This window comes from Kitasatospora sp. NPDC048722 (genome assembly GCF_040650235.1).
Lineage (GTDB): Bacteria > Actinomycetota > Actinomycetes > Streptomycetales > Streptomycetaceae > Kitasatospora.
The window spans coordinates 16,990-29,504 of the sequence record NZ_JBEZGX010000036.1 but is presented as its reverse complement, the minus strand read 5'-3'; the positions used below and the strand labels follow the sequence as shown (position 1 = coordinate 29,504).

Here is a 12,515-nt window from a genome sequence, read left to right as displayed (position 1 = left end):
CGGCGGCGTACCGGCCGCGTGTAGGTCTCCGTAAAGTGGGAGCGTGCCGAAGATCCGAGCGGCCACGGTGGCCGAGCATCGCCAGCTGCAGCGGGCAGCTCTCCTCGACGCTGCCCGCGTCCTGCTCACCGAGGGGGGCATGGAGGCGTTGACCTTCCCCGCCCTCGCGGCGCGGACCGGGCTGGCGCGTTCCTCGGTCTACGAGTACTTCCGCTCCCGCGCCGCGGTGGTCGAGGCGTTGTGCGAGGTGGACTTCCCGCTCTGGGCGGCCGAGATCGAGGCCGGGATGGAGAGCTGCGACACGGCGGCCGGCCGCATCGAGGCCTACGTCCGAGGGCAACTGGCGCTCGCGGCCGATCCGCGCCACCGGGCGGTCGTGGCGATCTCGGCGCTGGAGCTCGACGAGGCCGCGCGCGAGCGGATCCGCGCGGCGCACGGGAAGCTGGTCGGCTTGGTCACCCAGGCCCTGGAAGAGCTGGGCCACACCCAGCCGAGGCTCACCGCGGCGCTGCTCCAGGGGGTCGTCGAGGCGGCCGTCCGCCACGGCGAGCAGCTGGCGGCGGCAGGAGCCGCGCTCGGTGGCCTGGCCGAGAGCCCCGAGCGGATCGCCGATGCCGCCGTCGCGATGGCCCTCCACGGCCTCTCCCGCGGGTGAACCGCCGGCTCCTTCGCGGCTGAGCTGCCGATCGGCACACCTCGCCCCGGTCGAGGGGAGGTGCCCGTCGGCGGACCCGTCGGCAGCAGCCGCGCCGCGCCCGCGCCGAACAGGGCGAGCGGGTCGAGGTAGCGGTCGCCGCGCAGCAGACCCCAGTGCAGGCAGCCCCGCCCGGCGCAGTGCCGCCCCTCCCCGGAGAGCGGGGCGAGCCGCCCGATCACCTGGCCGGCGCCGACGGCGCCGCCCACCGGCATAGTGCCGGTGACGGGGAGATAGGTGGTCCGCAGGGCGGGAGCCCCCGAGCCGGGGTGCGACACCGTCACCACCGGGCGGCCCGCGACCAGCCCGGAGAACGTGACCACTCCCGGAGCCGCAGCCCTGATCTCCGCTCCTGCCGGAGCGGCCAGGTCCACGCCCCGGTGCCCGGCGGACCACGGCTTCGCCGGTGCCACGAACCGCCCGAGCACCCCGCCGGGCCCACCCACCGGCCACGCCCGTTCACGCGCGAGTCCGGCAGGGGCGCCGTCCCCGGAGCCACCCGGGCTCGAACGCCCAGCCACGGCAAGGAACCCGACAGCGCGCGCTGCCGCAGCACCCGCCAGAACGAGCGCCATCACAACGCACAGCACCACGAACGGCGCCGCCAATGTCGCCGACAATGCCGACGAGACCCCCCGAACTCCACCGCGACCAGTCATGCGCCCGAGCGTCCAGGCCGCGAAGTGCCCACACCACCCTCTTCGGGATTCCTGTGGACAAACCGTCCCCGCAGACGAGCGGCATCCCCCGGACGGGTGTACGGACGCCGCCGTCCGGTGTACGAGCGCCTCCCGGCGCCGCTACGGACCACCGTCGCGAACGTCCTGGCGAACGTCCTCGCGAACGTCGTGGCGACCGCACTCCAACCGCACTCAGACCGCACTCGGACCGCACGCCGACCGCACGCCGACCCGCTCCGGCGGCGCCCGTGCCGCCGACGCGGCCGCCCGTCCGCGGCCCCTCCGCCACCTGCGGAGTCGCCCCCCACTCGGCGCTTCCCGTACACTTCACACGCGACCCGGTCCGCCGGGTCGACTTCGCACGCCCCGCCACCGGTGGACGGATGCGGCTCCGCCGCCGCCCCCGCCAGGTGCGAGTGCCGCTCGGTCCGCCGAGCCCGTCCCGGTCCCCGACCGAGCGGGTTCAAGCGGCTCGGCACGTTCGGGGCGTCAGGCGTGGCTGTCACCTGACCGCCACGGACAAACCGAGCCTGACCCGGCCGTACACGCAGTCACCCGAACGGGGATCGCCACCGCGCGAGCCCCGGGGCGGCCTGCGCGGCAGCCGGGCCGTAACACCTGAGGAGAACGGCTATGGCCGTCGTCACGATGCGGGAGCTGCTGGAGAGCGGCGTCCACTTCGGTCACCAGACCCGCCGCTGGAACCCGAAGATGAAGCGCTTCATCATCACCGAGCGCAACGGCATCTACATCATCGACCTCCTGCAGTCGCTGAACTACATCGACCGCGCCTTCGAGTTCATCAAGGAGACCGTTGCCCACGGCGGCAGCGTCCTCTTCGTCGGCACGAAGAAGCAGGCCCAGGAGGCCATCGCCGAGCAGGCCACCCGCGTGGGCATGCCCTACGTGAACCAGCGCTGGCTCGGCGGCATGCTGACCAACTTCTCGACCGTCTACAAGCGTCTGCAGCGCCTCAAGGAGCTCGGCGAGCTGGACTTCTCGGACGTGGCCGGCTCCGGCCTCACCAAGAAGGAGCTCCTGGTCCTCCAGCGCGAGCACGACAAGCTGGAGAAGACCCTCGGCGGTATCCGTGACATGCAGCGCGTTCCCAGCGCCGTGTGGATCGTGGACACCAAGAAGGAGCACATCGCGGTCGGCGAGGCCCGGAAGCTCAACATCCCGGTCGTCGCCATCCTCGACACCAACTGCGACCCCGACGAGGTCGACTACAAGATCCCGGGCAACGACGACGCGATCCGCTCCGTCACCCTGCTGACCCGCGTGATCGCCGACGCCGTCGCCGAGGGCCTCAAGGCCCGCGCCGGTGTCGCCAAGGGCGACGCCAAGGCCGAGCCGGGTGCCGACCAGCCGCTGGCCGACTGGGAGAAGGACCTCATCGAGGGCGAGAAGAAGGCCGAGGAGGCCCCCGCCGCCGCCGAGGCCCCGGCCGCCGAGGCTCCGGCCGAGCAGGCCTGACGTACCAAGGGTGAGGGGCGCTCGCCGGTACGACGCCGGTAGGCGCCCCTCTCTCCCGTGCCGGGACCGGACCAACGGTCCCGGCACATCCCCACGCAGACACGCGAGACGCGAGAAGAGATTCACACCATGGCGAACTTCACCGCCGCGGACGTCAAGAAGCTCCGTGAGCTCACCGGCGCCGGCATGATGGACTGCAAGAAGGCCCTGGACGAGGCCGAGGGCAACGTCGAGAAGGCCGTCGAGCTCCTGCGCATCAAGGGCCAGAAGGGCGTCGCCAAGCGCGAGGGCCGTGACGCCTCCAACGGCGCCGTCGCCGCGCTGATCGCCGAGGACAAGAAGTCCGGCGTGCTGGTCGAGCTCAACTGCGAGACCGACTTCGTCGCCAAGGGTGACAACTTCGTCAAGGTCGCCGACGCGATCGCCGCCCACGTGGCCAAGACCGCCCCGGCCGACCTGGACGCCGCCCTGGCTTCCGAGATCGAGGCCGGCAAGACCGTCCAGCAGTTCGTCGACGAGGCCAACGCGACCCTGGGCGAGAAGATCGTCTTCCGTCGCTTCGCCCAGTTCGACGGTGACGGCTTCGTCGCGGTCTACCTCCACAAGACCAGCCCCGACCTGCCGCCGGCCGTCGGCGTCCTGGTCGAGCTGGACAAGGAGAACGCCGAGGTCGCCAAGGACGTCGCGCAGCACATCGCCGCCTTCGCGCCGAAGTACCTGTCCCGCGAGGACATCCCGGCCGAGGACATCGAGAACGAGCGCCGCGTCGCCGAGGCCACCGCTCGCGAGGAGGGCAAGCCGGAGGCCGCCCTGCCGAAGATCGTCGAGGGTCGCGTCACCGGCTTCGTGAAGGAGAACTCCGTCCTGGAGCAGGCCTTCGCGAAGGACAACAAGAAGTCCGTCGCCAAGGTCCTCGAGGAGAACGGCGTCGCCCTCAAGCGCTTCGCCCGCTTCCGCGTCGGCGCCTGAGCCACGTTCCCCCTGGTCCCCGGCGCGCTTACGCTGGGAACCGCCCCCGCCCGCTGACCCGGGCGGGAGGAACGCCGAACGGGCTCACCCAGCGCCAACCGCCACGGGCGGGCCGCGTCGGCACCATGAACGACGAGGAGGCCATTGCCGTGCAGGACACCGAACCGGTTCCCGCGGCAGTGGCCTCCTCGCGTGTACGCGCAGACCGGGCACCCGCACACCCGCGTCTGTGAACCAAGTAGGTGCAGAAGGAGAAGTCCCATGCAGGAGACGCAGGAGACCGCGCAGGACCCCAAGGACGGCTCGCGCCGCCGGGTGCTGCTGAAGCTGTCCGGTGAAGCCTTCGCCGGTGGCGGCGGGCTCGGCGTCGACCCGGACGTCGTGCACGCGATCGCCCGGGAGATCGCCACGGTCGTGCGCGCCGGCACCGAGGTCGCCGTGGTCATCGGCGGCGGCAACTTCTTCCGCGGCGCGGAACTGCAGGTCCGTGGCATGGACCGGGCCCGGTCCGACTACATGGGCATGCTCGGCACCGTGATGAACTGCCTCGCGCTCCAGGACTTCCTGGTCAAGGAGGGCATCGAGACCCGCGTCCAGACCGCCATCACGATGGGCCAGGTCGCCGAGCCGTACCTGCCGCTGCGGGCCGTCCGGCACCTGGAGAAGGGCCGCGTGGTGATCTTCGGCGCCGGTATGGGCATGCCGTACTTCTCCACCGACACCACGGCCGTCCAGCGGGCGCTGGAGATCCACGCGGACGTCCTGCTGATGGGCAAGAACGGCGTGGACGGCGTCTACGACTCCGACCCGCGGACCAACCCGGACGCGGTCAAGTTCGACGCGCTGGAGTACTCCGAGGTCATCGCCCGCGACCTGAAGGTCGCCGACCTCACCGCCATCACGCTGTGCAAGGACAACAACCTCCCGATGCTGGTGTTCGAGCTGCTCGCGGAGGGCAATATCGCGCGCGCGGTGAAGAGTGAGAAGATCGGCACACTCATCAGCCAGGATTCCGTCCGGGCCTGAGCAGCAACCAGCCGTACGGGACGGCGTCGACGCCATGACCGGGCGCCACGCCGGCACCGGTCGGGACAACAGCAGATGAACCGGACAGGGAGACCACAGTGATCGAAGAGACCCTCCTCGAGGCCGAGGAGAAGATGGAGAAGGCCGTCCTCGTCGCCAAGGACGACCTCGCGGCCATCCGCACCGGCCGTGCCCACCCGGCGATGTTCGCCAAGATCGTCGCCGAGTACTACGGCGCCGTGACCCCCATCAACCAGCTGGCCTCGTTCTCGGTGCCGGAGCCCCGGATGGCGGTCGTCTCGCCGTTCGACAAGACCGCGCTGAAGGCCATCGAGCAGGCCATCCGCGACTCCGACCTGGGCGTCAACCCCTCGAACGACGGCTCCATCATCCGGGTGGTGCTGCCCGAGCTCACCGAGGAGCGCCGCCGGGAGTTCATCAAGATCGCCCGCACCAAGGGCGAGGACGCCAAGGTCTCGATCCGCTCCGTGCGCCGCAAGGCCAAGGACGGCATCGACAAGCTGGTCAAGGACGGCGAGGTCGGCGAGGACGAGGGCCGCCGCGCCGAGAAGGAGCTCGACGACACCACGGCCAAGTACGTGGCCCAGGTCGACGAGCTGCTCAAGCACAAGGAAGCCGAGCTGCTCGAAGTCTGATGAACGACGCCCCTGACGCCCCTGGCTACTGGGGCCCATCCGACCAGCAGTTCCAGCCCTACCGCCCGGCGCCGCAGCCGCAGGCCCCCCGGCAGCCGTCGCACGCGGCGCCCGGGTACGCCGACCCCACGGCGCCGGGGTACGGCGATCCCGCCGTGCCGGGCCCGCCGGTCGCCCAGGGTGCGCCCGGCGGTGTGCCGGGCGACCGGGGCGGCCGAACGGGTCACGCGTCGCAGCCTCCGGTGTACTGGGGCCCCGACGCGGAGGAGACTCAGGTCATGCCTCCCGTACCGGCCGACCCGGTCCCGCCCGTCGGCCCCGGCCCGTCCGGTGGTCCGGCCGCGGGCCCGGCGGCCGGTGCGGGCCCCGCGGCCCGCCAGGACGCGGGCCAGGCACGGGAGGCGGGCCGGCTGAGCGGTCCGCTGTTCCGGGACGAGCATCCCGGTGCGGCGGTGCCGGGCGCGTCGGAGACCGTCGTGCTGCGCGCGATGACCGATGACGTCGCCCCCGCCCCCGGCCACGGCGCTCCGCCGTACCCGGGGGCTCCGGCGCACCCCGCGCCTCCGTCGAGCCACCCGGCGGCCGGGCATCCCCCCTTCGTGCCGCCGTCCTACCCAGGGCAGGAGACGCCCGTGGCCCAGCCCGAGCCGCAGCCCCAGCCCCGCAAGCAGCGCGGAGGCCGTAACCTCCAGGCCGCGATAGGGGTCGGGGTCGGTCTCGGCGCGGTGATCATCGCCTCGTTGTTCGTGGTGAAGGCGCTGTTCCTGTTCGTCGTGATGGCCGCGGTGTCGGTCGGCGTCTGGGAGCTGACGAGCCGGCTGTCCGAGCGCAAGCAGATCAAGGCGCCGCTGGTCCCGCTGGTCGCCGGCGGCATCGCGATGATCGCCACCGGCTACTGGGCCGGCGTCCAGTGGGCCGCGGCCTCGCTCGCGCTGACCGGCCTCGCGGTGATGGTCTGGCGGATGGCCGAGCCGCCGGACGACTACCTGCGGGACATAACGGCGGGCGTGTTCACCGCCTTCTACGTGCCGTTCCTCGCGACCTTCGTGGCGATGATGCTGGCGGCCGACGACGGCCCCCAGCGGATCGTGCTCTTCCTGATCGTCACGATCTGCAGCGACACCGGCGCCTACGCGGTGGGCTACAAGTTCGGGAAGAACAAGCTGGCCCCGACGATCAGCCCCGGCAAGACCCGGGAGGGCCTGGCGGGCGGCATCGGCCTGTCGATGCTGGCCGGCGCCCTGCTGATGCAGCTGATCATCGACGGCGGAAGCTGGTGGCAGGGCCTGATCCTGGGCGGCTGCGCGGCCGTCACGGCGACCCTGGGGGACCTGGGCGAGTCGATGATCAAGCGCGACCTCGGCATCAAGGACATGGGCACGCTGCTGCCCGGCCACGGCGGGATCATGGACCGGCTGGACTCGCTCCTGCCGACCGCCCCGGTGGTCTGGCTGCTGCTCGCCGCCTTCGTCGGCAGCTAGCGCACCCGCGTACGCGCGCGAGGGCCCCGGACGTCCCGACGTCCGGGGCCCTCGCGCGTCTGCGACACTGGATGAACCATGCCTAAGCCCGGAGAACTCACCTTTGTCGCGCCGCGCGGCGCCAAGCCCCCGCGACACCTCGCCGACCTGAGCCCCGTCGAGCGCAAGGAGGCCGTCGCCGAGCTGGGCGAGCAGCCGTTCCGCGCCAAGCAGCTCTCGAACCACTACTTCGGCCGGCTGTCGAACGACCCGGCGGGCTGGACGGACATTCCCGCCGCCAGCCGGGAGAAGCTCACCGGGAGCCTGCTGCCCGAGCTGATGTCGGTCGTCCGGCACGTCTCCTGCGACGACGACGCGACCCGCAAGACGCTGTGGAAGCTGTTCGACGGCACGCTCGTCGAGTCGGTGCTGATGCGCTACCCCGACCGGGTCACCATGTGCATCAGCTCGCAGGCCGGTTGCGGCATGAACTGCCCGTTCTGCGCGACCGGCCAGGCCGGTCTGACCCGCAACCTGTCCACCGCCGAGATCGTCGAGCAGATCGCCGCCGGGATGCGCGCGCTCAGGGCCGGCGAGTTCGGGGCGCGCGGGGGCTCGTCCGCCGAGGACGGGAGCGGCCCCGGCAGCGAGGCGCGGCTGTCCAACGTCGTCTTCATGGGCATGGGCGAGCCGCTCGCCAACTACAACCGGGTGCTGGCCGCGATCCGCCGGCTGACCGACCCGGCACCGGACGGCTTCGGCCTGTCCCAGCGCGGCATCACCGTCTCCACCGTCGGCCTCGTCCCGGCGATGAACCGCTTCGCCGACGAGGGCCTCAGCTGCCGCCTCGCGCTGTCGCTGCACGCCCCGGACGACGAGCTGCGCGACGAGCTGGTGCCGGTGAACACCCGGTGGAAGGTCGCCGAGGTGCTGGACGCGGCGTGGAACTACGCGGAGAAGTCCGGCCGCCGGGTCTCCATCGAGTACGCGCTGATCAAGGACATCAACGACCAGGCCTGGCGGGCGGACCTGCTCGGCCGGCTGATCAAGAACCACCGGGTGCACGTCAACCTGATCCCGCTGAACCCGACGCCGGGTTCGAAGTGGACCGCCTCCCGGCCCGAGGACGAGCGCGAGTTCGTCCGCCGGCTCCAGTCGCACGGCGTGCCGACGACCGTCCGCGACACCCGCGGCCAGGAGATCGACGGCGCCTGCGGCCAGCTCGCGGCCGCAGGCTGAGGACGCTGAGGACCGGGGACTAGCGGAGTCCGGCGGCGGCCAGTGCGGCCGTCGCCCCGCCGGTGACCAGCAGGGCCGTGCCGACGGCCAGTGTGCGCAGGGCGACCGCGCCGAACAGCAGCCGGGGCGAGGCGCCGAGGCGCAGCAGGGCGTCGGTGACGTCCCGGCGGTCGGTGCGCACCTCGGCGAGGCGGGCGGCGACGGCCGAGGCCGCGCAGCCGAGGACCAGGCAGGCCTCGACGGCGGGCAGGGCGTCGGCGCTGCCGGGGGTGCCGATCCAGTAGCGGATGGTGGTGAGCACCATCGCGACGACGAGGGTGAGGACGGCCAGCGGCGCGCCGAGGCGGCGGGCCTGTGCGGTGAGTCCGCGACCGGCCAGCAGGCGCAGCGGGGTGGGCCTGCCGAGGGCGAGCAGGCGACCGGTCCAGGCGAGCAGCGGGCCGGTGATCAGGGCGAGGCCGAGGGCGCTCGCGGCCCAGCCGCCGAGCGCGGCGACGCTGGTGCTGCCGAGTCCGGCGGGCAGGTGGACCGGACGGCCGTCGGCGGGGGCGCCGGGCCGCAGGGCGATCAGTTCGAGGGCGAGGCCGACCATGGCCAGGCCGATCGGCACGGCGATCCGCAGCGGTCCGAAGCCGGTGGGGGCGGTGCCGCGGCCGCCGGGCAGGGTCTCGGCGAAGGGCACCGCGCAGGCCGCGGCGATGCCGGCGGTGATCGGCACGAGCGCGAGCAGGGTGACCGGGGCCGCGGCCGGCAGCGGCACGCCCATGCCGAGGTCGGGGGCGAGGGAGGGCCCGGCGATGTCGTTGCGCAGGACCAGGAAGACGAGCAGGGTGAGCACGCTGCCGAGGGTGCAGGCGAGGGCGACCTCGCCGGCGATCAGGCTGCGGATCCGGCCGGAGCTGGCGCCGGCGGCGGTGAGGCCGGTGATCCGTTCGGGCCGCTGGGCGGGGACCGCGCGGGCGGCGACGGCGGCGAACCAGGCCACGGCGGCCAGCGGGGGCAGGCACCACAGCAGCCGCACGAGCGCGTCGGCGTCGCCGGGCCGGTCGCTCATCGCCCGGCCGAGGGCGCGCAGCAGGAAGGCGGCGACCACGGCGGAGGCGAGGGCGGTGAGCAGCCAGCGGCCGAGGTCGGGCGCCCGGTAGCCCCGGGCCAGGCGGAGATAGAACACGTCGACTCTTTCAGCGGCTCGTCGTCAGCGGCGGGTGGCCGAGACGGCCGAGGCGCCGGTGGTGCCCGGTGCGGCTGGGCCGCGCGGGACGGGGGCGGCGGGAGCGGTGAGCCGTCCGTCGACGAGGGCGACGGCGCGGTCCGCGAACCGGACGAGCTCCGGGTCGTGCGTGGCCAGGACCAGGGTGAGCTGGTGGGAGCGGGCCGCGCTGGTCAGTATCCGCAGGACCTGGTCGGCGGCCTCGCGGTGGAGCGGCGCGGTGGGGTCGTCGGCGAAGACGACGGGCGGCAGCGGGGCCAGGGCGCGGGCGACGGCGATCCGCTGGCGCTGGCTCTGCAGCAGCCGGTCGGGGCGGTGGCGGGCGATGTCGCCGACGTCGAGGCGCTCCAGCCACTCGGAGGCGGCGGTGTAGGCGGCCTTGTTGCCGGCGCCGGCGAGCAGGAGCGGCAGGGCGACGTTCTCCCGGGCGGTCAGTTCGGGCACCAGGTGGGGTTCGGAGCCGACGAAGCCGAAGCGGTCGCGGCGCAGCCGCTCACGGCCGGCCCGGGTCAGGGTGTGCACGGGGGCGCTGTTGAACCAGACCTCGCCCCGGTCGACCGGGAGGAGGGCGGAGAGGCAGCCGAGCAGGGTGCTCTTGCCGGAGCCGCGGGGTCCGGTGACGGCGAGGACCTCGCCCTCGCGGACGCCGATCGAGATGCCGCGCAGGGCGGGGGTGCCGTGATGGGACTTGACGATCCCCCGGGCCCACAGCACGTCGTTGTCAGGCGGTGCCGCTGACATGAGGTTCCATCCTGGATGGCCGCAGGGATATGACAGTCGTCAGATTAGAACGATGGGGGCCCCGTGCGGTTGCGGCGCACTGGGCCATCGCGGGCATATCACCCGCAATCAGGCATGTTTGGGTGCGAACGCCGACCGGAAACGACCGGGCCGGCACCGGAACGCGCCGAAGGGCGGCCCCGCGGGGAGCGGGACCGCCCTTCGGCGGAGGGTGGGAAAGAGGATCAGATGATCAGAGCTTCGCCCACGCGTCGGTGAGGCTGGTCCGCAGGATCTGCTCGATCTCGTCGAAGGTCGACTGGTCGGAGATCAGCGGCGGGGCCAGCTGGACGACCGGGTCGCCGCGGTCGTCGGCGCGGCAGTACAGGCCGTTGTCGAAGAGGGCCTTCGACAGGAAGCCGTAGAGCACGCGCTCGGTCTCCTCGTCGTTGAAGGACTCCTTGGTGACCTTGTCCTTGACGAGCTCGATGCCGTAGAAGTAGCCGTTGCCGCGGACGTCGCCGACGATCGGCAGGTCGCGCAGCTTGCTCAGGGTGCCCAGGAAGCGCGACTCGTTGTCGAGCACGTGCTGGTTCAGGCCCTCGCGCTCGAAGATGTCGAGGTTGGCCAGGGCCACGGCGGAGGACACCGGGTGGCCGGCGAAGGTGTAGCCGTGCAGGAAGGTGTTGTCGCCCTTGTAGAACGGCTCGGCGATGCGGTCGGAGATGATCGTCGCGCCGATCGGGGAGTAGCCCGAGGTCATGCCCTTGGCACAGGTGATCATGTCCGGCACGTAGCCGAACTTGTCGGCGCCGAACATGGTGCCGAGGCGGCCGAAGGCACAGATGACCTCGTCCGAGACCAGCAGCACGTCGTGGCGGTCGCAGATCTCGCGAAGGCGCTGGAAGTAGCCGGGCGGCGGCGGGAAGCAGCCGCCGGCGTTCTGCACCGGCTCGACGAACACGGCGGCGACGGTGTCGGGGCCCTCGAAGAGGATGGCCTCCTCGACCTGGTCGGCGCACCAGCGGCCGTACGCCTCGGGGTCGACGGTGCCGTCGGGGCCCTCCAGGTAGTGCGGGGCGCGGTAGATGTTGGTGTTCGGGGCCTTGTGGGTGCCCGGCACCAGCGGCTCGAACGGGGCCTTCAGGCCCGGCAGGCCGGTGATCGACAGGGCGCCCTGGGGGGTGCCGTGGTAGGCGATCGCGCGGGAGATGACCTTGTACTTGGTCGGCTTGCCGATCAGCTTGAAGTACTGCTTGGCGAGCTTCCAGGCGGTCTCGACGGCCTCGCCGCCGCCGGTGGAGAAGAAGACCTTGTTCAGGTCGCCCGGGGCGTAGTTGGCGAGGCGCTCGGCCAGCTCGACGGCCTTGGGGTGCGCGTAGCTCCAGATCGGGAAGAACGCGAGTTCCTTGGCCTGCTTGGCGGCCACCTCGGCCAGCTCGGTGCGGCCGTGACCGGCCTGCACGACGAACAGGCCGGCCAGGCCGTCGATGTACTTCCGGCCCTTGTCGTCCCAGATGTACGTGCCCTCGCCCTTGACGATGGTCGGCACGGGGGAGTTCTCGTACGACGACATGCGGGTGAAGTGCATCCACAGGTGGTCGTAGGCGGTCTTGGAAAGGTCCTTCTGGGCCGGGTCGGCTGTCATCGGGTGCCCCAGGTGTAGGTCTGTTTCCGGAGCTTCAGGTAAACGAAGCTCTCGGTGCTCCGCACGCCGGGAAGCGCGCGGATGCGCTTGTTGATCATTTCGAGCAGGTGCTCGTCGTCCTCGCAGACCAGTTCGGCCAGGAGGTCGAACGAGCCGGCGGTGCAGACGACGTAGTCAACCTCGTCGAGGGCGGCCAGTGCGTCGGCGACGGGTTCGATGTCGCCCTCGACCCGGATCCCGACCATCGCCTGGCGGGTGAAGCCGACGGTGAGCGGGTCGGTGACGGCGACGATCTGCATCACGCCCTGGTCGAGCAGCTTCTGGACGCGCTGGCGCACGGCCGCCTCGGACAGGCCGACGGCCTTGCCGATGGCGGCGTACGGGCGGCGCCCGTCCTCCTGGAGCTGCTCGATGATCGCCTTGGAGGCGGCGTCGAGGGGAACGCTGGCGTTCCGGTCGCGGTTGGCCACGCCGCAACTGTGCCTGATCGTTCCTGTGTTCGCAACCGTGGAAGCTGCTGATTTCGTCGCGATCACCGAAATCACGTACGGATTTCATCGCCGGACTGCGTCAGGGCTGTCGATCCCCTCCGTGTTCCGGCTACCCTGGCACGGTACGCGCGCGGCGACGCAGCGCAGCGCGCGTTCCCCCACCAGTGGACCGCGGCCGTCCGGGCCGGGCCACTCGGCACCCTTCGTACGCCGCCGTCGCGGACGTACCATGGCGCCGGACTCTGC

General features: G+C 72.1%; 11 protein-coding genes and 1 pseudogene. 7 read left to right on the top strand and 5 right to left on the bottom strand.

Going from position 1 to position 12,515, the window contains the following annotated elements; translation table 11 throughout:
• Positions 1-67 precede the first annotated feature (67 nt).
• Positions 68-655: a helix-turn-helix domain-containing protein gene (locus AB0C76_RS24920; RefSeq protein ID WP_359969621.1), complete on the top strand. Its 588-nt coding sequence runs from the start codon at positions 68-70 to the stop codon at positions 653-655.
• Between the two features lie 131 nt (positions 656-786).
• On the opposite strand, the pseudogene AB0C76_RS24915 reads toward AB0C76_RS24920, so the two are convergent.
• A pseudogene (locus AB0C76_RS24915) lies at positions 787-1,269 on the bottom strand (M23 family metallopeptidase); the annotation flags it as partial.
• Between the two features lie 738 nt (positions 1,270-2,007).
• Between AB0C76_RS24915 and rpsB the strand changes: the two are divergent.
• The 6 genes from rpsB to rlmN all read left to right on the top strand — a co-directional run bounded on the left by rpsB (position 2,008) and on the right by rlmN (position 8,200).
• Positions 2,008-2,850 (top strand): 30S ribosomal protein S2, encoded by an 843-nt coding sequence (gene rpsB / locus AB0C76_RS24910; protein ID WP_045700214.1) that lies wholly within the window; start codon positions 2,008-2,010, stop codon positions 2,848-2,850.
• A 129-nt stretch (positions 2,851-2,979) separates the two neighbouring features.
• On the top strand, positions 2,980-3,819 hold the full coding sequence (gene tsf, locus AB0C76_RS24905; protein ID WP_280685338.1) for a translation elongation factor Ts: 840 nt from the start codon (positions 2,980-2,982) through the stop codon (positions 3,817-3,819).
• 261 nt (positions 3,820-4,080) lie between these two features.
• Positions 4,081-4,845 carry a UMP kinase gene (pyrH, locus tag AB0C76_RS24900; RefSeq protein WP_189923573.1) on the top strand — a complete coding sequence of 255 codons (765 nt, stop codon included), beginning with the start codon at positions 4,081-4,083 and terminating at the stop codon, positions 4,843-4,845.
• Between the two features lie 98 nt (positions 4,846-4,943).
• Positions 4,944-5,501 carry a ribosome recycling factor gene (frr, locus tag AB0C76_RS24895; RefSeq protein WP_329929691.1) on the top strand — a complete coding sequence of 186 codons (558 nt, stop codon included), beginning with the start codon at positions 4,944-4,946 and terminating at the stop codon, positions 5,499-5,501.
• Positions 5,502-5,779: 278 nt separating this feature from the next.
• Positions 5,780-6,982 (top strand): phosphatidate cytidylyltransferase, encoded by a 1,203-nt coding sequence (locus AB0C76_RS24890; RefSeq protein WP_359969482.1) that lies wholly within the window; start codon positions 5,780-5,782, stop codon positions 6,980-6,982.
• Between the two features lie 78 nt (positions 6,983-7,060).
• On the top strand, positions 7,061-8,200 hold the full coding sequence (gene rlmN / locus AB0C76_RS24885; protein WP_359969479.1) for a 23S rRNA (adenine(2503)-C(2))-methyltransferase RlmN: 1,140 nt from the start codon (positions 7,061-7,063) through the stop codon (positions 8,198-8,200).
• 19 nt (positions 8,201-8,219) lie between these two features.
• On the opposite strand, the gene AB0C76_RS24880 is transcribed toward rlmN, so the two are convergent.
• The 4 genes from AB0C76_RS24880 to AB0C76_RS24865 all read right to left on the bottom strand — a co-directional run bounded on the left by AB0C76_RS24880 (position 8,220) and on the right by AB0C76_RS24865 (position 12,248).
• On the bottom strand, positions 8,220-9,371 hold the full coding sequence (locus AB0C76_RS24880; RefSeq protein WP_359969477.1) for a hypothetical protein: 1,152 nt from the start codon (positions 9,369-9,371) through the stop codon (positions 8,220-8,222).
• Positions 9,372-9,395: 24 nt separating this feature from the next.
• A complete protein-coding gene (locus AB0C76_RS24875) occupies positions 9,396-10,151 on the bottom strand; it encodes an ABC transporter ATP-binding protein (protein ID WP_359969474.1) in 756 nt (251 codons plus the stop codon).
• A 232-nt stretch (positions 10,152-10,383) separates the two neighbouring features.
• On the bottom strand, positions 10,384-11,778 hold the full coding sequence (locus AB0C76_RS24870) for an aspartate aminotransferase family protein (RefSeq protein WP_359969471.1): 1,395 nt from the start codon (positions 11,776-11,778) through the stop codon (positions 10,384-10,386).
• Entirely contained in the window at positions 11,775-12,248 is a 474-nt protein-coding gene (locus AB0C76_RS24865) for an Lrp/AsnC family transcriptional regulator (protein WP_030306695.1), read from the bottom strand. Before AB0C76_RS24865 ends, AB0C76_RS24870 begins: the two co-directional genes overlap by 4 nt.
• Positions 12,249-12,515 lie beyond the last annotated feature (267 nt).